This is a genomic window from Pseudoalteromonas sp. Z9A5 (genome assembly GCF_011378875.1).
Taxonomy (GTDB): domain Bacteria; phylum Pseudomonadota; class Gammaproteobacteria; order Enterobacterales; family Alteromonadaceae; genus Pseudoalteromonas.
Genome location: NZ_WTLC01000036.1, coordinates 1 through 23775 on the forward strand (window position 1 = coordinate 1; position 23775 = coordinate 23775).

Sequence of the window (23775 nt, forward strand, 5' to 3'; positions counted from 1 at the left end):
AAATAGCTGAATATCAAGCATGAGAATGCTCCTTGAAAAAAGGAGTATAAGATCATACTTTTAAGTCAAGGTAAAGTTCGTGATCTTGCCCTGGGGTTTTATTCGGTATGGGTGATGACATTGGTTCATCTTCTCGTTTAAAAAAGCGACCTTAGCTTATAAACCATTTTTACACAATAGTGTGAGAATACAGGTAAGTAAATTACTCATCTTCACGATAAAAATATTTCGTTATCTTTTATTTCAAATTCGTTTAAAAATCAGCATACCAACAGAACGGTTCTGTATTGGGCACTATTGTTTTACGCTCCAACTTAAACAGCGTAATTCGGTCGTCACAACATTTTTTTAGGAATAAACGAATGAACAAAGCATTGCTAGCATTAATCGTAGCACCTTTATTTGCAGTATCTGCAACTTATGCAGTAGCAGACGATGCAACAAACGCTTCAGCCGAAACAATAAAAGAATACACAGAAATGTGTGTTAACTGGGCTAAAGATGACGACGTAAGCAACCAAGAGCTAAATGCATATGTATTAAAGTGCGTAAATGATGAGCTTGAATCAGAAGGCTATAAAAAAGTATCTTCTGTAAAAATTTAATTATATTTGTATGTACGGCTAACAAAGCCATTGCGAAGTACATATAGAATAGATACAAAAAAACCGGAATCGACACAAGATGTGCGTTCCGGTTTTTTTATAACTTATAAAAAGTTATAAATAGGCAGTTACCTGCTTATTCATCTTCTTTTTTAGCTTTAGCTTTCGCCTTAGGTTTTGCTTTAGCGGGGGCTTTTTTAGCAGCTGCTTTCTTTTTAGGCGCCGCTTTTTTCTTCGCCTCTTCTACCCATTTACCTGCTTCATAGTGTGCAGTCCAGCCCGTTGCTTTACCGTCAACTTCAGTCATTACATATTGAGACTTATTTTTACGGCTATAACGAACAACAGCAAGGTTACCATCAGGGTCTTTTACTGGCGCGTCTGCTAAGTAATAAAACTTAGACGATATACGCTCTCTAAAACGCTTCAACTCTTCAACTTTAGGTGCACGAGTTTCACGTGATTTAGGAAAAGTATTAGCGGCTAAGAATATACCTGCAGCACCATCACGTAATACAAAATACGCATCTGATTTCTCACATTCTAATTCTGTAATGTGAACTGGATCTTCTTTTGGTGGAGCTGCTTCACCACTTTTGAGTAACTTACGAGTGTTTTTACACTCGTCGTTATTACAGCCAAAGTATTTACCAAAGCGACCAGACTTTAATTCCATATCAGCGCCACATTTATCACATTCGATAATTGGCCCATCGTAACCTTTAATTTTAAAGGTGCCCTCTTCGACAACGTGACCTTTACATGCTGGATTATTACCACATACATGTAGTTTACGCGTTTCGTCAATTAGGTAGGAATCCATTGCTGTTTCACAAATTGGACAACGCTTCATTTGCATTAATATTTCGGTTTCAACATCTTCAACATCAGCTGCAACTGCTTCGTCGCCCGATACTAAGTTCATTGTTGTCGTGCAACGCTCTTTAGGCGGCAGGTTATAACCTGTACAACCTAAAAACACACCCGTAGATGCGGTACGAATACCCATTTTACGACTACATGTAGGGCATTCAATGTCTGTTTCAACCATTTCATTAAGACGCATGCCGCCTTGATCTGGTTCGTCTTTAGCGACATTTAGTTGTGTTGAAAAATCAGCATAAAACTTATCAAGTACTTCAGTCCAAACACGCTCACCTTCGGCGATGTCATCTAAGCGACCTTCCATCTTAGCTGTAAAATCAAAGTTCATTAAATCAGTGAAGTTCTCAACTAAACGGTCAGTAACAATTTCACCCATTTTTTCGGCAAAAAAACGTCGGTTTTCTACACGCACATACCCACGGTCTTGAATGGTAGAAATAATAGATGCATACGTTGAAGGACGACCAATACCACGTTTTTCAAGCTCTTTTACTAAACTCGCTTCACTAAAGCGCGCAGGCGGCTTGGTAAAGTGTTGTTTAGGGTCTAGCTCTACAAGCGTCAATGTCTCACCTAATGTAACAGGTGGTAGTGATTGATCTTCTTCGTTCTTTTTGCGAACTGCCGGCTGAACTTTAGTCCAACCATCAAAACGAAGTACACGTCCTTTCGCTTTAAGCTGAAAGTCGTTAGCCGCAACAGTTAATGTTGTTAAATCGTATTCAGCAGGAACCATTTGACACGCTACAAACTGGCGCCAAATAAGCTCGTATAACTTTTTAGCATCCGCATCTACGCCTTCAATGTGACCAGAAAGCACGGAAACACTAGATGGGCGAATAGCTTCATGCGCCTCTTGGGCATTACCTTTAGAACTATAACTAATTGGATCTTTAGGTAAGTAATTTTCACCAAATTGCTCTGTTACATATTCGCGACACATAGCAACGGCATCTTTTGACAGATTAGTTGAGTCAGTACGCATATAAGTAATATAGCCACCTTCATACAAGCGCTGAGCTAACATCATGGTTTTTTTAACGCCATAACCTAGACGCGTGCTCGCTGCTTGTTGCATGGTTGAAGTAATTAAAGGTGCACTTGGGCGACTTTTACTTGGTTTTTCTTCAACGCTTATAACTTTGTATTCTGCATTCTCAAGGCTTTTTACTGCTGCACTAGCCTGAGCTTCATTTACTGGCTTAAATGGCTTGTCAGCTTGTTTGGTTACTTCTAAGCGTAACTCTGACTCGGTATTTTTAACATCAGCATGAATATCCCAGAACTCTTCTGGGATAAAAGCTTTAATTTCGCGCTCACGTTCAACTAATAAACGCACAGCTACCGATTGTACTCGACCTGCAGAAAGTCCACGCGCTACCTTTGCCCACAGTAATGGCGATACCATAAAACCAACAACACGGTCTAAAAAGCGTCGTGTTTGTTGAGCAAACACCATATCGGTATTTAGCTCACCGGGTGTTTCGAATGCTTGCTGTATAGCATTTTTAGTAATTTCGTTGAAAACTACACGCTTATACTTTTCAGGCTCTCCACCAATGATTTCTTGAAGGTGCCAAGCTATTGCTTCCCCTTCTCTATCCAAATCCGTTGCGAGATATATTTGGTCTGCATTTTCTGCCAATTTTTGCAATTCTTGAACAACTTTTTCTTTACCTGGCAGTATTTCGTAATGCGGATCCCAGCCTTGATTAGGGTCGATACCCATTCTCGCGACTAAATTGGTATAATCTCGTTGCTTTTTATACGCTGCTTTTTCTTCAGGTTCCATTTTACGAACTTCTGCAGGCGTTTTAGTTGCCGGCACTTTGTTTTTGCTCGAACCTGAAGTAGGTAAATCTCGTACATGTCCAATACTGGACTTTACGATGAAGTCATTACCTAAATATTTATTAATTGTTTTAGCCTTAGCAGGTGACTCTACAATTACTAGCGATTTGCCCATAGTTGCCTATTTCTAACCAAATATTAAAAATGTGTTTTGCCGACATAAGCGGCGCGAATATTTATAGGTATATCTACAAACACTAGTTGTTACAAGCTTTTAATTCAAACTTTTCAGTATTTACTGAATAAACGAACAATTTTTGTTGCTAATTTAGCCAAACAAGTGTTTTTAGAATAATTGATGTGGAATATATAGAACAGAAACAAAAATGCCAACCTAAAGGTTGGCATTTTTTAAAATATTACAACAAAAAACCTTAACCATCATCTCTAATAGTTATTGTTGCAGAAGTCTGAACCCCTTTAGGCGTTTCGAATATAACGCTTAACAAACCAGTATTTGCATCATTTGGATCTGTCTCACGACTAATCGTTAACTCCTCATAAAGAGCACGAGCAGAACTAGTTTCAAGCATAGTATAGTCACTACGCCCATCAAATTTACCATTAGCTGTCGACATAGATAACGTTGTCCCCGATGGAATTGGATTGTTATATCTATCAGAGTAATAAATACCGAATGTTAAGCTATCTAAAGCATTAGACCCAACACCTGAACTTATATCGATTAAGTTAACGTCACAAAAATCATCTGTATCAGAAGGCTCTAATCCTAAAATTAATGTTTCAGTACTGACTCCATCTTCATCTGTAGCAACGCTTATAACATCGTTACAGCTTTCTATATTTAGAGTAGAAGTATTAGGGAATTTATTAGTAAGTTCCTGTTTAGTAACCACAAAACGACTATAGACCGTACTGCCTGAGAGTATGATTTGAAATGACTCTCTAATATCAATCAAGTCTTTTGTACATAAACTTGCAAATGTTGCATTTGCTGGAGGATTAGTTGCCGCTTCTGTACACAATAGGCCATTGTACTTGCCATCAGCTAAAGTATGCATACCATTCAAGTCAATATCAAAGTTCTCTTCAAAGTGACCACCATTCGTATTTGTAGGACTACAAGGGTCAGTCAAACTGCCTTCTTGGCAAAAGCTAGCGTCTTTAGTAACGGTTGCTGTAACTGGATCATAAATACCCGCTAAACCATCATAAAACCCATTTTCATTATGATCTACAAACGCTTCAGGTAAGTCATAGCCACTGTAGTATTCATTGGTGTCAAAGCGCCCATTGCCATTTATATCAATAAATGACTCTTGGCCTTTGGCAGTAGCAAGCACCGTTACACGACCTCCTAAAGGTACACCGTTAACAACATCGTCTGCTGCGCTAAGAATCCCATTAATACAAGGTGCTGCGGTGTTGAAATACAAGTCACAATTTATTAGGTTTGTTTTAGGGTTTATGGAATCAATTTGGTTACCCCACTTAGCTTCAGTAAATGGTTTAGGATTTTGATTACGCCATTGTGCATTACATGCACCATCAACAGTATTACATTCAAGCTGTGCATTAAATGCCGTACCATCTAAAGTACCAACAGTACCACCCTCAGTAGTCAAATAAACAGCTGTTCCATCTGGCACAGGATTATTAAAGTGATCAGCTAAGTAAACTGAAATCTCATTAATATCACCAATATAGTCAAGTGCTTCAATATTAATCGTCTCTGCACCTGCAGTAAAACTGTTACCGTCAGGAAGACCTGAGCTAATCGATACTAAATCAGAAACCGTAATGACTTGCTCATCAAGTGATACTAAAGAAAGTTCCCCTACAGGACACGATACATTGTCACTTCTATCTGCTGCATCTTTTTGACACTCTAAATAAACATCTTGCCAACAAGTAACATCATCATTTTGATTTTCAGGAATTTGACTTTCAGGAATGTAACAAGCTTGTACTCGAACAGCCATTGGAACAAAGCCTGCATTTACTTGTACACGCGCTAAACCTTCAGCATCTGTAAACACACTCGAGTGCGATAAGCTTATTCCGCCATTAGTCGAACTTAAACGAAAATCCATTCTGCTACTAACAACAGATTTACCAATTTTATCTTTTAATTTAAAGGTAATTTCAGACGTTTCAGAGCGGGTTTGACCGCCAGTCCCTTTAAGTGCAATAACATTTTGTGTTGCATCTATAAATTCTATTGATTCAACTTCGGCAATTGATACCGGAATATTTATAGATTTAATAACCGGTGTACCACCCGTTAATACTGTTGCAGTAACAGTATCGCCCAATGATGCACTACAACCATCTGTACGGTATGTTGCAGTCGCTATACCGCTTATGCTTTTTGCTGTGGCATCCATTACAGATAAACCAGCTTGTGTACAATTAGAAGTAAATTCAACGTCTAAAGCTGATACAACAAGCTCAGAGTTACTGTCTAGTATTTCAACTGTAATTACAGTAGTTGCGCCTGCAGCTAAAGGCTGATACTCACCGGCGATTGGATTCCCATTAGCATCTAATACATTGAATAAACCATTGCTGATGTTAACTTGTAACTCTGCTGTAGAAATTTCAAATGCTTTTTGGCTAGATGTTAGCTTAGATGTTGCTGTAATTTCGCCAGCACCGCTGTTAGCACCAGGTTGAAGTTTAAGTATTGCAAAACCAAAGTTATCTGTTAAAGCTTTACCAGATACAGGTAATAAACTGCCTAAGTCTGTAGAAATTTCACTAATAATACCAACGAAACCATCACCAGAGCTCGTGTCTGTCACTTTAACTAGCACATCAATTAATTCGTCTGAAGAGAATTGATTAACAACAGTACAACCAGAAGCAGAGTAAGTTTGCTCAAGTGATACAAGGTTTCTGTCATTATCCCAACCATCAGCACAACCTTGGAGCAATTTAATATCTACATCCACGACAGCTTCTTCAGTTGAGGCGTCGTCACCGTTTGATATAAAACCTAGAGTTTTTATAACAGTTGAATCATCACCAATATAAGTAGCAGTGATTTCTCCTGCACCTTTAAAATCACCGCTGCTTAAACTAACAACAGCCTGCCCTGTTTCATTTGTAAGCGCAGTACCTAATTCAGGCGTTATTTTACCTGTAAATTCAGTTGTAAAAGTAACTAACTGTGACGTTAAAGGTTCACCATCGCTTGTTAGAGTTGCAGTCACAACCCCTTTATTATCTTTACTTACAGGATTCGAATCGGTAAATACCAATCCAAATTGATCAACGAGTGTAAGCTCTAAAGTAATAGAAGTACTAACATCTGTATCCGTACCTGTATCGCCGCCAATGGTGCCATCTTTTTCAATTGACCCCCCGCCGCCACAAGCTGTGAGTAAAAAACTAAGTAATGAAATACTGAGCAGTCGCGTTAAAGGCATTAACCTCTCCCTAGTGTTGTTATTATTAACCAAACGTTATTTACCTAATATTAACCTATAACTTAGTCTAAAATCTCAGTTTTTTGTTACTTTTTTCTATAAAATAATTTTAAATAAATGCTAACTTTTTCTGTATAAATATTTCCAGACTGGTAGTCTATGGAAAAATTATAAAAGCAGATTAAGGTATATGTCTAAAATTAGTTCAATGGGTTTAACTACTCGCATCATGATAGGTATGGTGCTAGGTATTTTAGTAGGCTCTATATTTCAGGCTATTTTAGCTGGTGAAGACGATTATCTAATTCCACTTGGGTTATTCTCTTTACCAATTAAAGCCTTTTTTGTAGATGGTATTTTCCATGTAGGTGGTGAAATATTTATCAATAGTTTAAAAATGTTAGTTGTGCCGCTTGTTTTTGTTTCACTTGTTTGCGGTACATGTAGTCTTAGCGATCCTAAAAAGTTAGGTCGATTAGGCGGAAAATCTATTTCTCTTTATTTACTTACAACAGCAATCGCAATTACCGTTGCAATAAGTTTAGCGTTATTATTTAGCCCTGGAGAAGGTGTACCTTTACCAACAAACACCGCCTACGACGAAAAAGTACCCCCTTCTTTAGCAAGCGTTCTCATTGCTATGTTCCCGACTAATCCATTTGAAGCAATGGCTAAAGGAAACATGCTACAAGTAATTGTTTTTGCGCTTTTATTCGGCATAGCCATGGCACTCAGTGGTAAAGCAGGTAACCGCATTGCTAACATTTTTGAAGATCTAAACACGGTAATCTTAAAGTTAGTTACGCTACTGATGAACATTGCACCTTACGGAGTGTTTTTCTTAATGGCTAAGTTGTTCACTACAATTGAACTTGAATTGATTGTGAAGCTTATCCAGTATTTTTTAGTCGTTGTTGCTGCGTTATTTATCCATGCGTTTGTTAACTACAGTATTTTATTAAAAATATTTACAGGTCTAAGCCCTGTAAAGTTTTTAACTAAGATGAAGCATGCCTGTTTATTTGGTTTTAGCACATCAAGCTCCAGCGCCACTATGCCTATTACACTCGAAACAGCGACTAAAAAATTAGGTGCGAGTAATTCTGTAGCATCATTCACCATCCCTTTGGGAGCAACTATTAATATGGATGGCACCGCTATTATGCAAGGTGTTGCTACCGTATTTATTGCCCAAGTGTATGGAATTGATCTTAGTGTGACTGACTATCTGACGGTAATTTTAACAGCAACACTAGCCTCAGTAGGTACCGCAGGAGTACCGGGAGTTGGTTTAATTATGCTCGCAATGGTACTTAATCAGGTTGGTTTACCGGTTGAAGGTATCTCTATAATAATAGGTGTAGATAGACTACTTGATATGACCCGTACAGCAGTCAATATTACTGGTGATTGTATGGTTACATGTGTTGTAGCGAAGTCTGAAGGGGAATTAGATGAAACTGTATTTAACGACCCTAACGCAGCTAAAGATTTAGAAGACTACCACAAGTCACTCGACTAACTACCTTCTCTTTTTAGTTACAAAAAAACCTTGATGGTTAGCATCAAGGTTTTTTTATGTCAAAAATTAAGGGTTAAGGATTAAGCGCTTTAAACTTAGAAAGTAAACTAATACCTACTTTATTTACTCCACTGCTTAAACCAAGTGCTAATTTATCACTTAGTCCCTTTTTAACTTTGTATTTGATTTTATAAATTTGACGCTCATGTTGCTGCTCTAATAAAGCATCATCACTCGTTTTAATAATATCAACTAAACCTTTTTCAATCGCTTGAGTTGCAAACCAATGCTCACCAGTTGCTACTAAATCAATATCTAAACTAGGACGTTGACTGCTCACAAATGTTTTAAATAAGTCATGCGTTTGCTCAATTTCTTCACGAAACTTTTCGCGTGCTTTATCTGTGTTCTCACCAAATAAAGTAAGAGTTCGTTTAAACTCACCCGCAGTTATTTGTTCAAATTCCACATCGTTTTTCTTTAATATTTTATTAAAGTTAGGTATTTGAGCAATAACACCAATAGAGCCTACAATAGCAAAAGGTGCGGCTAGTATTTCATCAGCAACACACGCCATCATATAACCGCCACTTGCAGCCACTTTATCTATTGATACACTCAAAGGTATGCCAGCATTTTTAATACGCTGTAATTGAGAAGCTGCAAGACCATATCCATGCACTACACCACCGCCACTTTCTAAGCGAATGAGTACTTTATCTTTACTAGGATCTGCTATTGAAATGATAGCCGTAATTTCTTCTCTCAAGCTCTCTACTTCATGAGCATCCATACTGCCAATAAAATCAATTACATATAATCGAGATTTAGGTTCATCTTTTTCAGTTTTTTTACTTTGTGCTTTTAACTGTTTTTGATGTTCTTTGAGCTCTTTTTTACCCAAGGTACTTAGTAAAAAACTTTCTTTAATATCTTTTAATTGCTTAGATATATCGTCTATCTGTATCTCACCTTTTTTAGCTTTTGGTTTAACAGCAGCGCCTACTACTAAAATTAAAATAGTCGCTATAGCAATGACAAAAGTAAGCGTTTTAGCTAAGAACAAACCGTATTCGTATAAAAATCCCAACTGTTTTCTCCATTTATAAATTTCAGCTAATTTAGCATGCTTTATAACGCCAATCTATCTTGAAAGACACACACAGAGCACTTTCTTACTTTTAAGCGAGGCAAAAAAATTATACAAAAAATAGAGTTAAAATGAGTAAAGGATAATTTAAAAAAGAATATAAACGTATAACTTGGGGGTTGTTTTGTCTTTCGAGGTTCAATTTGTAGCAATATGTTGGGTTTTTAAATAAGTCCTGTCTATGTGGGTAGTGACTAGCGATGGGTAGTCGATAAAGATGTATAAATACCCCTCTAACAACTTAAGTTTTAATTAATTTTGATTGGGTTAATTTAGACTTGGATTTGATAATAAAAAGCCACTTTACAGTGGCTTTAGTTTTTGATTGGATTGCCTGTTGTTAATCAGTTACTACATCACTGTTTGTTACTAATAGCATACGACCACGAGCAGCAAGGTAAGTTGCAACTTGCAACTGCATCTCTGTATTTGCGGCTTCGCTTCCTTCAGCATCAGCTCCAGCGGCTTCATTAGCTGCAGGTGTAAGTATTGAACCATGGTGACCTTTAGTAAATTTAACTAAATAGCTCGATGGTGTTGCACTTAACGCTTGAGATGTACTTACTGTCTCTAACCCCATAAAACTAGCAAGTGGGATAGTACCTGCAATTGGGTTATTCGTTGTAGTAGGAGGTATAACTTGGTCTGCTTTGTTATCAGCGCCGTCTCCAACAACAACATTAGTGTAAACAGGAGTGCCTAGAGCTTGAACAGTTGCTGCATAGTTAGTTGGATCACCACTATCAAGTGCAGTTTGTGCCGCAAAAGCAAATTGCGTCATAACGCCTTGTATATTTGCTAACTTAGTCGTTTCGCCAGCAGTTGTAAGTGACGCAACATATTCGTTATACCCACACGTCAGATAAGCTTCCATATCAGGTAACAATATCCCACAGTTCGAGATTGCATCGCCTTGTAAATACACATTCAGCTCATCAGCTTCTGTTGTACCGGCTTGTGAAAGTACTGAACCTTGAATAAATGGACCAAAAGAAGCTGACTCAAGTAAAAAGCTTGCAATACCACCACCGCCACTTGCTAACGCAACAGTGTTAACATTAAACAATGGATCAATCGTTTCAGCCATTGGGGTATTTGCTTGGGCTATAAAAGCAGGAGCAACAATAGAGCCTAAAGAATGCCCTACATACGTTACGTCGCTACTATTAATAGTTGTATCGTTGATAAAATTCAGACCCAAACGCAAGCCTAATAAGTCAGCTGCTGATTGGCGTAAACTGTCTCTAGCAACAAGCAATGAGCTTAAGTTCATATAACTAAGTACAGAGCCCGTTGTTGCATTAAAATCATCATTTCCATCGCCATCAACATCAATACCACGTTCGCCGTGTCTTGGATGATCAATCGCGACCGTTGCAAATCCTTGAATTGAAAGCTGAGCGGTTAATGCCAGCATGCTTTCTTTATTGGTCGTTATACCGTGCTGCATAATAACAACAGGCCAACCATTTTCAGGCATTTCAATAGCTGATAATTGTAGCTGTGCACGTACACCATTAATAATAGGTAATATTGGTTTTGTAATTTGCACCGGCACATTCGCCATGCTTTGTACTTTTGGAATAGTATTATATTTAGTTAAATGACGAGTACTATCTAAACCTAAATCGCGTAATTGTCCGCCACTTAAAGCTGAACATAATGCATCATTTTCACTAATAGGATCAGCCGGAAAAGCATCCCCTGCAATCGCTTTATAACCAAGTAAAACTACGGCGTTGTCACACATACCTTGCCAATATGTATCATTTAAATCACTAATATCAGTACCTGTTGGTGTCCCTAGGTACATTGGTAACATGATGCTACCTTTTTGATACTGCACACCAGTAAATACACCCGATACTTCTACACCTTGAGAAGCAAATACTTGCTGTACATTTACCAATGGCTGTTCTGGTACTTGCAGCACCGGAGTAGGAAGTGCATCTTGTTGTAAACTTGCAGCTAGTAAGGTTTTAATTGTACTAAGTACAGGTCCTGCTGATTGAATAGTCATCGCACCAGAAAAAATAATATCATCTTTTGTAATATCACCAGAACTAACAACTACATTTTCGTAACTATTTACCGCACCTTGCAAACCTAATTGGGCTTCAGTGATCAAAGGTGCTTCTTGTTTAACTAGCCCATAAGTAGAAGAAGGCTCGACAGAACGCCCCAACGAATCTTTAAGTCCAGTTGTTAATACATTTATATATGAACTGCCAGCAGTAAATGGTTTTAAAGGAATAATCGCTACGGCATTACCAGAAGCCTGAGTTACAAAGTCAACACCAAAAGTAAGTTCGCCTACTAACTTACATGCAGTGCCTGCAGCGACTACTGAGCATTCTGCATCAGTTAAACTCGCGCCCATTATCACTTCAAAAATTCTTACAGTACCAGGTGTACCGGCAGAGGCTTCGTCTAAACTCACATTTGGTGGAAATGTTAAATCAATTTTATAAGGAACTTGTGAAGACCAGCCATCTAATGCACCCAGTGCAAGTTGAGGGTCTGCATAAGCTGCTCGAGAAATAGATACATTGTTGTCATCTAATTCTCCAGGAATATTTAAAGTCCCATCTTGAGTACCGCTCATTAATAAATCATTAGGTACAGAAATAACGCCATTAGCGGGATCAAAGCTTACAGTCGCTGTTGGAATGACTGGGGCTGTATCGTTTTTAACATCTTCTAACGTTTCTCCGCCGCCACAACCTGCTAAAGCAGCTGTAACTGAGAGTGAGAGTAGCATTTTTTTCATATTGTTGGCTCCGCACATATTTTATTTTTATAGTGTGTTTAATCAGTGTATTAAGTTAAAACAATGTAATCAGAATATTAATGAGACATTAGACCAGTTAAACTTAACGTAAAGTTTCTGTTTTCGCCACCTTATTTTACAATAAATTCGATTACTTCACGTTTCGCTATGTTAAAATTCAAAAAAATTTATAGATTGGTACTTTCATGCATAACTATCAAGCAACTGAAAACGCACTTAAAGACAAAGTTATTTTGATTACTGGCGCTGGCGATGGCATTGGTCGAGTTGCAGCAATTACATATGCTAAATACGGTGCTACGGTTATTTTATTGGGCAAAACAACAAATAAACTTGAATGTGTTTACGATGAAATTGTTAATGCTGGTCATCCTAAACCTGCCATTGTGCCTATGGATTTAAAAGGGGCAACTAAACAAAACTACCGTGATCTTGCAGCAACAATTGAATATCAGTTTGGTCGCCTTGATGGGCTACTTAACAATGCAGGTATTTTAGGGTCGCTCGGTCCGCTTGAACATTTTTGCTCATCTACTTTTGAAAATATTATGAAAGTAAATGTTACTGCTCAGGCAATGATCACCAAAGCGCTTTTTCCTGTGTTACGTAAATCAAATAATGCTTCTGTTATTTTTACCTCATCAAGTGTTGGCAGAAAAGGTCGAGAATTTTGGGGACCATACGCAATCTCAAAATTTGCAGTAGAAGGTATGATGCAAACATGGGCATGTGAAGTAGGTAAAACTAATATTCGTATAAACTGTATCAACCCAGGTGCTACTCGCACATCTATGCGCGCAGCAGCATACCCAGGTGAAGACAGAGATGCACTTGCTACACCAGAAGATTTAATGCCTACATATTTATACCTAATGAGTGACGATTCAAGTGAAATAAACGGCGAATCATTAGACGCTCAAGTAAAAAAATAATCTCAGATATTTATTATTAAATACAAATTTTAAATATAAAAAAAGCCGCTTTTAAAAGCGGCTTTTCATTTAATTCTTAATACTATTTTCGTTTAGTCGGTTTAACACGTTGATTGTGTTTTTTAACTGCTTTACGAATCTGATTAATTTTAGCACGTTTATCTTTGCGCTTTTCAGGCATAACAGAAAGCTTAGTTTGTGTTTCACGACCTAATTTAACTGTTTTACGTAAATAGTTAACGGTTTCTAAATCGTATTCTACCCATCCGCCTTGTGGTACGCGCTTATCTAATTCTAATTTGCCATAACGGATACGAATAAGACGAGATACTTCAACATCTTGTGATTGCCACAAACGACGTACTTCACGATTACGTCCCTCGTTTAAAGTTACATTATACCAACGGTTTATACCTTCTCCGCCCATTGGATTAACGCTCATAAACTTAGCAGGACCATCTTCTAACTCAACACCACGGGTTAAGTTTTTAATCGTTTCGGCAGTCACTTCACCAAATACACGTGCAGAATATTCACGCTCTACTTCGTAACTTGGATGCATTAAACGATTTGCTAATTCACCATCGTTGGTAAAAAGCATTAAACCCGATGTATTAACGTCTAGTCGACCAACAGCAATCCAACGCTCGCCATCAATACGAGGAAGCCGGTCAAATACAGTACGTCGCCCTTCAGGGTCTTTACGGGTACTTAACTCACCTTCTGGTTTGTTATACATAATTACACGACAGATTCTGTCTGCTTTTTCTTCAATTTTTACAGTGTGTCCGTCAACACGAATTAAATCAGTTTCCTCAACACGGTCACCTAGCTTTGCCACTTTACCATTTACACTAACGCGGTTTGCATCAATGTATTTTTCCATTTCACGGCGTGAGCCTACGCCAGCACGGGCTAGGACTTTTTGTAACTTTTCACCTTGTATAATACTCATTCGGATGGTTCTCTCACAGAAGGATCACTTAATAACTGGTTTATTTTACTCTGCTGTTGCTCTGGCAAGGCAGGTAAGTTATCTAAACCCATTATCGAAAAATAATCTAAAAATTGCTTAGTAGTTGCATATAAAGCCGGTTTACCCGGAACCTCTTTATGCCCTACCACTTTAACCCACTCTCTTTCGAGTAAGGTTTTAATAATATTTGAGCCGGTTGTTACACCTCTTACTTGCTCAATTTCGCCACGTGTAACCGGTTGTTTATATGCAATAAGCGATAACGTTTCAAGTAATGCGCGTGAATATTTAGGCGCACGTTCTTGCCAAAGGTTATTCAACCATGGGCTTAAACTACTACATGCTTGAAAACGATAGCCACTGCCAACTTCAACTAAGCGAATACCACGGGTTTGAAAATGTACTTGTATTGTTTCAATGGCGTCGTTAATTCGCGCCATCGTAATAGCCAAATCAGCTAAAACAGTGTCTTTAAGGTGCCGTTTACTAACAGGTTTGTCTGCAACAAAAATCGCCGCTTCAATGATTTCAATTAATTGCTCATCACTAATTCGCCGACCCGCCATACACACTCTAAACAAATAAAAATACACAGCCATCTATTATGCCAGAACAACACTAAACTAGGAAAATATATCTATCAATTTACCTAATTTAAAACACAAAAAAGCCAGTGAGTGTCACTGGCTTCTAACTTACTCTTTAAAACAACAAATATTAACTGTGTTTAATAGCTTCTAATGCGTCATCTTCAGCTACTGCGTTACCGTATTTTTTAATGTAACCCATAAACTCGCTCTTGCTGATGCGCTTATCTTGGTTTTTATCCATATAACCAAAATGATTTGAAATATCATCATCATTGCCTTCAACAACAGAAATATAGCCGTTATCATCATTATCTAAGCTTGAAAAACTGCTCTCAATTTTATCAAACTTAGCAATTTCTGCTTTAAAAGCCGATTCGCTAACCTCAGAATCAGTTGCTACTTTTCCAGTATTAAGCTTCATGTAGGCATTAAATTCTTTGCGGCTTATTTCGTTATCCATGTTGGTGTCAATATTTGAAAAATGACCCCAGATGCTATCGTCATCGGCTTCAACTTTAGAAATAAAACCATCGCTATCGTTATCTAAACTTGCAAAGTCGCTGTCTATTTTCTCAAGACCTTGATTAGATGAACAAGCTGCTAAGCTTAAAGACGCTAAAATAGTGGCTGCTAATGTTAACTTTTTCATAAGACGTATCCTTCGTAATTAATTAAATGTCACTCTAATTAATACAAATCTAATGCCAATTTAAAATTGGTCAATAAAATCAGTTGGATAGCATTAAACGGGTTATTTATCAAACAAACTCATATACTTACATAATGAAAGGTTTGCAGAATGCCTTGTAATTTTTGCAAAAAAATACCCAGTGCATAAATATATACTGGGTATTGTTTTTATTTAATAATGCTAATTAACTTAAAATCTGATTAATAAATTAATTGGAGCATTTATTAGATAGCAGCGTTATGGTAGCGCTTAACAAAGTCGGTTACCTTTTGACCATTACATTTTAATGAGTCTAAGTTGCCTATTTTTTGACGAACCGGCGCTAGACCTTGCTTTAAAGCAGTCATACATAATTGTGTTTCTTGTTGAGCATCTTTTGCAAACACTTCAACCTTAGTCGTTGTTACTTTATTAAAAGTTTCTTTTTTAGCGATATCACGAATATCTTCACCGTTACACAAAATGCTTTGTGAAAAGCGTGATAAATACACACCATGAAGAGCAGCTTCTTTACGAGCAGCAGTAAAGCCTTCATTTGCGCTCAATACGCATAACTTAGATTCAATTTTATTGTCTTCGCTAAAGTAAGTATTGCTTTGTGCAGAAACAGTCGTTGATGCTAAAAGTGCAGCGGCTAAAATTAGTTGTGTTTTCATGAGAGATCCTATTTGAACGAGCTAACTAAGTAATTTCGCGCATTATATAGCCAACAATTAACATTTCAACTGAATTTTTTATTTATTTAAAATATTAATATTGCATTAACAATGTTTGATCTTTAAACACCATTTGATCAACATTTACGCAGCTATTTCCTCATTTCAGCCATGTTATGTAGGTGTATTTACTGATACAATTTATCTTATTAAATAGAACTAATTTTAAGGTAAATTCTATGAAAGTGATTTCTTTCAATATCAATGGTCTGCGTGCTCGTCTTCATCAATTACAAGCTATTATCGATAAACATCAACCAGACGTTATTGGGTTGCAAGAAATTAAAGTTCATGACGAAGCGTTTCCACTAGAAGATGTTCAAAAAATGGGATATCACGTTTATTTTCACGGGCAAAAAGCGCATTACGGTGTAGCTATGTTATGCAAAAATGAACCAAAATCAGTCTTAAAAGGCTTTGCAACAGATACAGATGAATCACAAAAACGTATGATCAGTGTCACTGTAGAGCAAGAAAATGGTCGTGATTTAACCGTAATGAATGGTTATTTCCCGCAGGGCGACAATATAAATCACGAAACTAAGTTCCCCTATAAACGCCAATTCTATAAAGACTTAATGACACACCTTGAAACCAACCATACGCCAGAGCAAGACGTCATTGTTATGGGCGATATCAACATATCACCTACTGATTTAGATATTGGTATAGGCGATGTAAATGCTAAACGTTGGTTAAAAACAGGTAAATGCTCTTTCCAACCAGTAGAACGTGAATGGCTAGCTACACTGCTTAATTGGGGCTTTAAAGATACCTTTAGAGAACAAAATCCAAATACAGACGATCAATACTCTTGGTTTGACTATCGCTCAAAAGGTTTTGTAGATAACCGTGGTCTTAGAATAGATGTAGTACTTGCGACTAACGAATTAGCGGCGCGCTGTATTGATACCGGAATTGATTACGAATTACGTGGTATTGAAAAGCCTTCAGACCACGCGCCTATTTGGTCAACATTTAAAAATAATTAATATGTTGAGCTTACAAGTACAAGGACTGCTTTGGGCTGTTGTTGCTATAGCTAGTTTACTCAGCTTTGATAAGGCTACCTATAAAGCACTTTATAGTACACCTGTTCGCCAAACAGGTGTACTTGCGTGCGCGCTCGTGTTTGCCATTTTATGGCGAATAAAAGCAGGCATACTAACAGGGCTAGATTTACATATTTTAGGCGTAACCGCAGCCACATTAATACTAGGCTGGCGCCTAACTATTTTAAGTAGTTTACTTGCCACTGCCCTATTAGCTAGTTTTGGGAAAATTGAGCCCGAATTACTGCCAGTGCAAATACTTATTGGTGCATTTATACCTATAGCATTGAGCTATTTAGCTTTTATTGTTAGCTATCATTATTTACCACGCCACTTTTTTGTTTATATTTTTGTTTGTGCTTTTATAACAGCAGGATTCATAGCATGTATTAAAATTGCTTTAGGTGCGTTATTTTACCTTTCTATTGGTCAATATAATTGGCAAGAACTTACAGATAACTACGTTTATTTAAGTGCAATAATCTGGTTTCCGGAAGCGATGTTAAATGGAATGGCTATTACTATAATGATCACTTATCGCCCGCATTGGGTAAAAACTTTTTACGATAAGGACTACCTAGACTCATGAGTCTTGAATATCGCTGCCCTCTGTGTAGCAACCCTCTTATAAGAACAAGTAACACACTTAGCTGTGAAAACAGACATAGTTTTGACTTTGCAAAAGAAGGGTATGTAAATTTATTACCTGTGCAACAAAAAAACTCTAAACAACCAGGCGACTCACTAGAAATGGTTCAGGCTAGGCGTGCATTTTTAGAATGTGGCTTTTACGCATTTTTACAAAGTGCACTAGGTCAAATAATTAATACACTAAATGCCGACAATATTATTGATTTAGGATGTGGTGAAGGATTTTATACTCAAGCAATCGCAGCAAACACACAAGCTAATGTGTATGGTGTAGACATATCAAAGTCTGCAATTAAATACGCCGCAAAACGCTATAACAATTGCCATTTTAGCGTTGCATCAATAAGCCAAGCTCCGTTTAAAAGCCAATTTGCTGATGTATTAATAAGTGTGTTTGCACCATTATTTGATCAAGAACTAGCAAGGCTAGCAAAACCAGGCTCAACACTCGTTGTAGCAAGCCCCGGCCCTTGGCACTTAAAAGAACTAAAAAGTTATATTTATTCAAGCGTAAATGAACATACTCAAATAGATATACCAAATGAGTTTATTCAAACTGATCAAATACTACTAACCGAACAAGTAATGCTTAACTTTAACGACGTTAAAAACTTGATTATGATGACACCATTTGCGTGGAAATTTAGACCCGAGCACTGGCTAGCGCTCGAAGAAAAAGGTGAGCACCATGTCACCTTATCATTTTATGTTACTCAGTTTACCAAAACTACTGGCGATGTAGCTCTCTAAAATTGCTCTTTAGTGAATGCTTTATCCATTTTATCAAACATGTCATTAAGTAAGTTAGCAAGCTCCAAATAACGGGGCTTGTTTTCATTTAGCTGGGTTTGATAGCCATTGGCAACCATTTTTGTATGAAGTTCGTTATACCATTTATGCATAGCAGGCTCTAAGGGAGTTTGCGCTCGTTTTCCCAACCACAATAACCCCTGTAGAGGTAGCGATATAAAAAATAACGCGCTAGCGATCGCTTGAGGTAAAAAATCAGACCCTAAATAATTTAACTGAAAAAATAACGTAAACATGGCTAAAATAGGCATAACTGTAACAGCAAGTTCGGTTGCCTTAATAACTTTAAACTCAGCAAATAAAGGCGCGAGTTCTTTTCGCATAGGCCATTTTTTTGCATACAGTCGACCAGTTTGTACCTGTGACATCACACTTTTTTGAATCATAACTCCTCACCTATACTGCTAAAAACACGATAAATAAAACGGGTTATACTTAAAGTGTAACACAATTTAGCACGGTTTCACTTTCTCTTTAAAAGAGCTTAAATTTACTCTAAAGCATACAATCCTAACTTAAATATCTTAATTAAGGTAAAGTATTTAACATTACGTTAACGGCTTTGCATTTGATCACTTAATTGTTTTAGCTTTATTTAATACCCTAGTTACAGTGATTACGTATTAACTGCTCACTTACTAAATTTTGTTTATGGGAATTGAAACTATGCCAACAACCTATCCTAAATCACAACACGTTTTAGTGCTAAATAGCGGCAGCTCTAGCTTAAAATTTGCCATTATTGATGCAAATAATGGTCACGAAATTATCTCAGGTTTAGCTGAACGCTTAGGAGGCAAAGCGCCCTCTATAAAGTATAAATACAATGGGGCTAAAACCACTATTGATTTAAAAGCGAATCAAGCACACGAAGAAGCAATTAATACGCTAGTAACATTAATAAAAACACATAAATTAGACGAACATTTAATTGCGGTAGGTCATCGTGTTGTTCACGGTGGTGAAAACTTTATCAAATCAATACTTATAGACGAAGATGTTATTTCGGGAATTACCCAAGCAGCAACACTTGCTCCTCTGCATGGTCACGCTAATTTATTAGGAATTTCATCTGCAAAAGCATCTTTTAAAGGATTACCTCAAATTGCCGTGTTTGACACCGCCTTTCATCAAACTATGGACGAAGTAGCTTATCTTTATGCCCTTCCCTATAAGTTGTATACCGACTTTGGCGTAAGACGTTATGGTTTTCATGGAACAAGTCATTGCTATGTTGCAGAGCAAGCAGCTCAATTGCTAAATAAACCCTTAGAGCAAAGTAACTTTATTAGCGCTCATTTAGGTAATGGCTGCTCTGTATGTGCAATAAAAAATGGTAAAAGTGTTGATACAAGTATGGGTTTAACGCCACTCGCTGGTTTAATTATGGGTATGCGCAGTGGCGATATAGACCCTGGCTTGTTTAATTTTTTAACTACACAACTAAATTATAGTGCGCAACAAATTGACGATTTATTAAATCAAGAAAGCGGTTTACTGGGAATAAGTGGTCTCTCTAATGATTGTCGTACAATTGAGGAAGCATCACTTAATGGCAATCAAAGAGCAACGCTAGCGCTTGATATGTTTTGCTATCGCCTTTCAAAACAAATTGCAGCTTATATGGTGCCTTTACAACGCCTAGATGCTGTTATTTTTACTGGCGGTATAGGTGAAAATTCAGATCTTATTCGTAAAAAAGTAATATCTCAACTTGCCTTTTTAGGCATTGATTGCGACGAGCAAGCTAATCTTAATGCGCGCTTAGGGCAACAAGGTATTATTAGCTCTGAAAAAGCAAGAATTAAAGCTATCGTTATGCCTACAAATGAAGAATGGGTAATAGCAAACGATGCTGCAAACATAGTAAAGGAGCTTTAAAATGGCACGTCGTATTATGTTAATTCCAGTCTCTACAGGTGTAGGTTTAACTTCTGTGTCTGTTGGTTTAGTGCGAGCGCTTGAGCAAAAAACCGTTAAAGTTAATTTTTTCAAACCAATTGCTCAGCCACGCTCAGGTGAAACCGGCCCCGAAAAATCCACACAAATAGTAACTCAAGGCTCATCAATTAACCCTCCTACACCCTTCGCACTTGATTATGCAGAGCAAATGATTGGCGATGGTAAAGGCGATGATCTGTTAGAAGAAATTGTTGAACGTTTTGAGAGTAAAATAAACGACGACGAAGTAGCCATTATCGAAGGAATGGTAACTACTCGACGACAACCTTATGCTGGGCGCGTTAATCGTGAAATAGCACAAACACTCGGCGCCGAAATTGTATTTGTACTTACACCGGGTAATTACAATATTACACAAATAGAAGATCGCCTTGAAATTGCCGCCGGTAATTATGGAGGTATTGACCATCCAAGAGTTCTAGGCTGTATTTTTAATAAAGTAAATGCACCACTTGATGAAGAAGGCAGAGCTCGCGCCGATTTAGTCGATGCGTATAAACCAGAAGAGCTTAAAAACGAATTAAAGCGCTTAGCTGCTTTACCTATTTTTAGGAAAAATTCGTTTATGTTACTTGGTGCCATCCCGTGGGACTTTGACCTTGTAGCACCTAGGGTAAAAGATTTGAGCGCGTACTTAAAAGCCACAATTATAAACGAAGGCGATATGCTTCACCGCCGCCTGCGTCGTATTACTTTTTGCGCTCGAACTGTTTCAAATATTTTGAATTACTTTACGCCAGGCGCGTTGTTAGTTACCCCAGGGGATCGCTCAGACATACTTGTTGCAGCGTGTTTGTCAGCAATGAACGGTACAAAATTAGGCGCCATATTATTGACCGGAAGGTATGAGCCTGAGCCAAGAATTATGGCGCTTTGCGAGCAAGCTATGCAAACAGGTTTGCCTGTACTTGCAACCGAAGCCGACACTTGGCGTACGTCGTTATTGCTGCATAACTTTAATATGGAAGTACCAAGTGATGACGATCAACGTATTGAAAAAGTTAAAAACCATAATGCAGAACATATTAATTCAAACTGGTTAGATACATTAGCTAAAAATGTAGGTAAAACACGTAAATTGTCACCACCCGCATTTCGTTACTTATTAACAAATAAAGCACGCAAGGCTGGTAAAACAATAGTCCTGCCTGAAGGAAACGAACCTCGCACTATAAAAGCCGCCGCTATATGTGGTCAACGTGGTATTGCTAAAACGATATTACTTGGCGATCGCGAAGAAATAATGCGCATTGCTGAACAACAAGGTATAGAACTAAACGAACATGTAAGCATTATTGAGCCTCAAAGCATTATTAATGATTATGTTGCCCCAATGGTCGAAATTCGTAAAAGCAAAGGATTGACTGCGGTTGTAGCACAAGAGCAACTACAAGATAACGTAGTGCTTGGCACTATGATGCTCGAGCAAGGAAAAGTAGATGGTTTAGTATCTGGCGCTGTTAATACCACTGCCAATACAATACGCCCGCCATTACAGTTAATTAAAACAGCACCGGGCTCATCGCTTGTATCATCTATATTTTTTATGCTGCTACCCGATCAAGTATTGGTATACGGGGACTGTGCTATCAACCCAGACCCAAATGCCGATCAATTAGCTGATATAGCAATTCAATCTGCTGACTCAGCTGCAGCATTTGGTATTGAGCCACGCGTTGCCATGATCAGCTACAGTACAGGCACATCTGGCACAGGTGCCGATGTTGAAAAAGTACGAGAAGCCACAAAAATAGCACAACAAAAACGTCCTGATTTAATTATTGATGGTCCACTTCAATACGACGCTGCTATTATGGAAAATGTAGCACTCAAAAAAGCACCTAACAGCCCTGTTGCAGGCAAAGCAACTGTATTTATATTCCCAGATTTAAATACAGGTAATACAACCTATAAAGCCGTACAACGTAGTGCCGACTTAATAAGTATTGGTCCAATGCTGCAAGGTATGCGTAAACCCGTTAATGATTTAAGCCGTGGTGCTTTAGTAGATGACATTGTATACACAATCGCGCTAACAGCTATTCAAGCGGCTCAAGCCGAAGCACTTAATTAAGCGCCAACACTAACATGTGTTTTTTATAGCCTAGCTGTTATTTATTTAATAATTAACTAGTTAGGCTATTTATACCCAGCAACCCCCACAGTTATCCACAGAAATTGTGGGTAAGTTTTTACTCCCTTCTTTTATCTACTTATTTACTGCTGAGTTAGTCGTTGTTACACCTTTAATTTAAAGCCAATAATCTATACTATAAAGCTATTAATATTGCTGTTTAGCAGGTTTTTAATGTCAAAACAAACATTACAATTACACAGCACCATTTTATCTATACATAGTTTAGATATAGATGCAGACATACCTGCGGCACTTTTAAAGCAATCTCTGTTTTTTATTTCTAAAACCCACGATGAGCTTTCAATTGTGTGTCCGAGTAGTTTTGAAATAAAATGCCTTGATACCGAACCAGACTGGCAAGCCCTGGAAGTTGTAGGTCCACTGGGTTTTTCGTTAACCGGAATTATGGCTAATATTTCAGGAGTATTGGCACGCGCTAAAATTTCTATATTTTCTATTTCAACTTACGATACTGATTATATTCTCATTAAAAAACACACAGTAGATAATGCTATTACCGCATTAAAAAAAGAGGGTTATAACGTGGTGGTAAATTAGCTTATGAAAGCAAAAAAAATTGACTATTTAGCTCAAAATAAAACACCTCTTAGCGCAATAAATATTACCAGCCCGTTTTCAGGTAAAGTAATTGAACTAAAAGAGCACCCAGAGCCTTTTTTTCGTTTTGGAACACTGGGTCCTGGCATTATGGTACAGCTAACAAGTCATAAAATTTTAGCACCGTTTGACGGTACTTTATTACAAGTAAAAAACGCGGGCACTGAGTTTATTTTACAAGCTAAAAATGGTTTAAAAGTTCTGATAAACTTAACTATTCCTGATTCGCAATCAATTACGCACACCCACATAGCCCAGCTAAATGGGAGTAAAATAAATAAAGGTCAACGCCTTGCTTACTTTGATTTACGTGAATTAGATGCCCCAATGCTAGCAAGTTTAATTTTACTTAACGGACACAACCTCGGCACATTTCATTACTCACATTCGCATGTAAATGCGGGTGTAGATACTCTATTAACTATTATTAAGAAGAAGTAGATA

General features: G+C 37.6%; 19 protein-coding genes. 10 read left to right on the plus strand and 9 right to left on the minus strand.

Features of this window, described 5'->3' with window-relative positions:
* The first annotated feature begins 362 nt into the window (after window positions 1-362).
* A complete protein-coding gene (locus GQR56_RS16270; RefSeq protein ID WP_024611338.1) occupies window positions 363-605 on the plus strand; it encodes a hypothetical protein in 243 nt (80 codons plus the stop codon).
* A 136-nt stretch (window positions 606-741) separates the two neighbouring features.
* Here the strand turns inward: GQR56_RS16270 and topA are convergent, their stop codons facing one another.
* On the minus strand, window positions 742-3456 hold the full coding sequence (topA, locus tag GQR56_RS16275) for a type I DNA topoisomerase (protein ID WP_166113348.1): 2715 nt from the start codon (window positions 3454-3456) through the stop codon (window positions 742-744).
* A 259-nt stretch (window positions 3457-3715) separates the two neighbouring features.
* A complete protein-coding gene (locus GQR56_RS16280; protein ID WP_166113351.1) occupies window positions 3716-6733 on the minus strand; it encodes a hypothetical protein in 3018 nt (1005 codons plus the stop codon).
* A 190-nt stretch (window positions 6734-6923) separates the two neighbouring features.
* Here GQR56_RS16280 and GQR56_RS16285 point away from each other — a divergent pair, with 190 nt between their 5' ends.
* The gene (locus GQR56_RS16285) at window positions 6924-8255 is read left to right on the plus strand and encodes a dicarboxylate/amino acid:cation symporter (RefSeq protein ID WP_166113354.1); all 1332 of its coding nucleotides are present in this window, start codon (window positions 6924-6926) and stop codon (window positions 8253-8255) included.
* A 73-nt stretch (window positions 8256-8328) separates the two neighbouring features.
* On the opposite strand, the gene sohB is transcribed toward GQR56_RS16285, so the two are convergent.
* Together sohB and GQR56_RS16295 are read right to left on the minus strand one after the other, a co-directional pair.
* Complete coding sequence (gene sohB, locus GQR56_RS16290; RefSeq protein WP_166113357.1) at window positions 8329-9345, minus strand: protease SohB; 1017 nt, start codon at window positions 9343-9345, stop codon at window positions 8329-8331.
* Window positions 9346-9745: 400 nt separating this feature from the next.
* Window positions 9746-12175 (minus strand): VolA/Pla-1 family phospholipase, encoded by a 2430-nt coding sequence (locus tag GQR56_RS16295; protein WP_166113359.1) that lies wholly within the window; start codon window positions 12173-12175, stop codon window positions 9746-9748.
* Window positions 12176-12381: 206 nt separating this feature from the next.
* Between GQR56_RS16295 and GQR56_RS16300 the strand changes: the two genes are divergently transcribed.
* Complete coding sequence (locus GQR56_RS16300) at window positions 12382-13128, plus strand: YciK family oxidoreductase (RefSeq protein WP_024611948.1); 747 nt, start codon at window positions 12382-12384, stop codon at window positions 13126-13128.
* Window positions 13129-13210: 82 nt separating this feature from the next.
* Here the strand turns inward: GQR56_RS16300 and rluB are convergent, their stop codons facing one another.
* From rluB to GQR56_RS16320, 4 genes are all read right to left on the minus strand, one after another.
* Window positions 13211-14083, minus strand: a complete 873-nt coding sequence (gene rluB / locus GQR56_RS16305) for a 23S rRNA pseudouridine(2605) synthase RluB (protein ID WP_024609757.1) — start codon at window positions 14081-14083, stop codon at window positions 13211-13213.
* Complete coding sequence (gene scpB / locus GQR56_RS16310) at window positions 14080-14670, minus strand: SMC-Scp complex subunit ScpB (RefSeq protein WP_166113362.1); 591 nt, start codon at window positions 14668-14670, stop codon at window positions 14080-14082. The genes rluB and scpB overlap by 4 nt, the downstream gene beginning before the upstream one ends.
* A 151-nt stretch (window positions 14671-14821) precedes the next feature.
* Window positions 14822-15343, minus strand: coding sequence for an EF-hand domain-containing protein (locus GQR56_RS16315; protein ID WP_166113365.1), 522 nt, complete (start codon window positions 15341-15343; stop codon window positions 14822-14824).
* Between the two features lie 266 nt (window positions 15344-15609).
* Window positions 15610-16041, minus strand: coding sequence for a hypothetical protein (locus tag GQR56_RS16320; RefSeq protein WP_024609760.1), 432 nt, complete (start codon window positions 16039-16041; stop codon window positions 15610-15612).
* 239 nt (window positions 16042-16280) lie between these two features.
* Here GQR56_RS16320 and xthA point away from each other — a divergent pair, with 239 nt between their 5' ends.
* Genes xthA through GQR56_RS16335 form a run of 3 tightly spaced genes read left to right on the plus strand, consistent with a single transcriptional unit; the run spans window position 16281 to window position 18554 of the window.
* A complete protein-coding gene (gene xthA / locus GQR56_RS16325) occupies window positions 16281-17093 on the plus strand; it encodes an exodeoxyribonuclease III (RefSeq protein WP_166113368.1) in 813 nt (270 codons plus the stop codon).
* A gap of 1 nt (window position 17094) precedes the next feature.
* Entirely contained in the window at window positions 17095-17742 is a 648-nt protein-coding gene (locus GQR56_RS16330; RefSeq protein WP_166113371.1) for an energy-coupling factor ABC transporter permease, read from the plus strand.
* Window positions 17739-18554, plus strand: coding sequence for a putative RNA methyltransferase (locus tag GQR56_RS16335; protein ID WP_166113374.1), 816 nt, complete (start codon window positions 17739-17741; stop codon window positions 18552-18554). Before GQR56_RS16330 ends, GQR56_RS16335 begins: the two co-directional genes overlap by 4 nt.
* Here GQR56_RS16335 and yfbV read toward each other — a convergent pair.
* The gene (gene yfbV, locus GQR56_RS16340) at window positions 18551-18997 is read right to left on the minus strand and encodes a terminus macrodomain insulation protein YfbV (protein WP_166113425.1); all 447 of its coding nucleotides are present in this window, start codon (window positions 18995-18997) and stop codon (window positions 18551-18553) included. The genes GQR56_RS16335 and yfbV overlap by 4 nt on opposite strands.
* A gap of 283 nt (window positions 18998-19280) precedes the next feature.
* Here yfbV and GQR56_RS16345 point away from each other — a divergent pair, with 283 nt between their 5' ends.
* From GQR56_RS16345 to GQR56_RS16360, 4 genes are all read left to right on the plus strand, one after another.
* Entirely contained in the window at window positions 19281-20495 is a 1215-nt protein-coding gene (locus GQR56_RS16345; protein ID WP_166113377.1) for an acetate kinase, read from the plus strand.
* Window position 20496: 1 nt separating this feature from the next.
* On the plus strand, window positions 20497-22650 hold the full coding sequence (gene pta, locus GQR56_RS16350; protein ID WP_024609766.1) for a phosphate acetyltransferase: 2154 nt from the start codon (window positions 20497-20499) through the stop codon (window positions 22648-22650).
* A gap of 234 nt (window positions 22651-22884) precedes the next feature.
* Window positions 22885-23271, plus strand: coding sequence for an ACT domain-containing protein (locus tag GQR56_RS16355; RefSeq protein ID WP_024609767.1), 387 nt, complete (start codon window positions 22885-22887; stop codon window positions 23269-23271).
* Between the two features lie 3 nt (window positions 23272-23274).
* Window positions 23275-23772: a PTS glucose transporter subunit IIA gene (locus tag GQR56_RS16360; RefSeq protein WP_024609768.1), complete on the plus strand. Its 498-nt coding sequence runs from the start codon at window positions 23275-23277 to the stop codon at window positions 23770-23772.
* The last annotated feature ends 3 nt before the right edge of the window (window positions 23773-23775 follow it).

Excerpts from the sequence above, each read along its gene's own strand:
- GQR56_RS16355 (WP_024609767.1), top strand. The coding sequence starts at position 22,885 with ATGTCAAAACAAACATTACAATTACACAGCACCATTTTATCTATACAT.
- GQR56_RS16345 (WP_166113377.1), top strand. The coding sequence starts at position 19,281 with ATGCCAACAACCTATCCTAAATCACAACACGTTTTAGTGCTAAATAGC.
- GQR56_RS16285 (WP_166113354.1), top strand. The coding sequence starts at position 6,924 with ATGTCTAAAATTAGTTCAATGGGTTTAACTACTCGCATCATGATAGGT.
- GQR56_RS16315 (WP_166113365.1), bottom strand. The coding sequence starts at position 15,343 with ATGAAAAAGTTAACATTAGCAGCCACTATTTTAGCGTCTTTAAGCTTA.
- GQR56_RS16295 (WP_166113359.1), bottom strand. The coding sequence starts at position 12,175 with ATGAAAAAAATGCTACTCTCACTCTCAGTTACAGCTGCTTTAGCAGGT.
- GQR56_RS16300 (WP_024611948.1), top strand. The coding sequence starts at position 12,382 with ATGCATAACTATCAAGCAACTGAAAACGCACTTAAAGACAAAGTTATT.
- GQR56_RS16360 (WP_024609768.1), top strand. The coding sequence starts at position 23,275 with ATGAAAGCAAAAAAAATTGACTATTTAGCTCAAAATAAAACACCTCTT.
- GQR56_RS16280 (WP_166113351.1), bottom strand. The coding sequence starts at position 6,733 with ATGCCTTTAACGCGACTGCTCAGTATTTCATTACTTAGTTTTTTACTC.
- GQR56_RS16335 (WP_166113374.1), top strand. The coding sequence starts at position 17,739 with ATGAGTCTTGAATATCGCTGCCCTCTGTGTAGCAACCCTCTTATAAGA.
- GQR56_RS16270 (WP_024611338.1), top strand. The coding sequence starts at position 363 with ATGAACAAAGCATTGCTAGCATTAATCGTAGCACCTTTATTTGCAGTA.
- GQR56_RS16320 (WP_024609760.1), bottom strand. The coding sequence starts at position 16,041 with ATGAAAACACAACTAATTTTAGCCGCTGCACTTTTAGCATCAACGACT.
- xthA (WP_166113368.1), top strand. The coding sequence starts at position 16,281 with ATGAAAGTGATTTCTTTCAATATCAATGGTCTGCGTGCTCGTCTTCAT.
- pta (WP_024609766.1), top strand. The coding sequence starts at position 20,497 with ATGGCACGTCGTATTATGTTAATTCCAGTCTCTACAGGTGTAGGTTTA.
- GQR56_RS16330 (WP_166113371.1), top strand. The coding sequence starts at position 17,095 with ATGTTGAGCTTACAAGTACAAGGACTGCTTTGGGCTGTTGTTGCTATA.
- topA (WP_166113348.1), bottom strand. The coding sequence starts at position 3,456 with ATGGGCAAATCGCTAGTAATTGTAGAGTCACCTGCTAAGGCTAAAACA.
- scpB (WP_166113362.1), bottom strand. The coding sequence starts at position 14,670 with ATGGCGGGTCGGCGAATTAGTGATGAGCAATTAATTGAAATCATTGAA.
- rluB (WP_024609757.1), bottom strand. The coding sequence starts at position 14,083 with ATGAGTATTATACAAGGTGAAAAGTTACAAAAAGTCCTAGCCCGTGCT.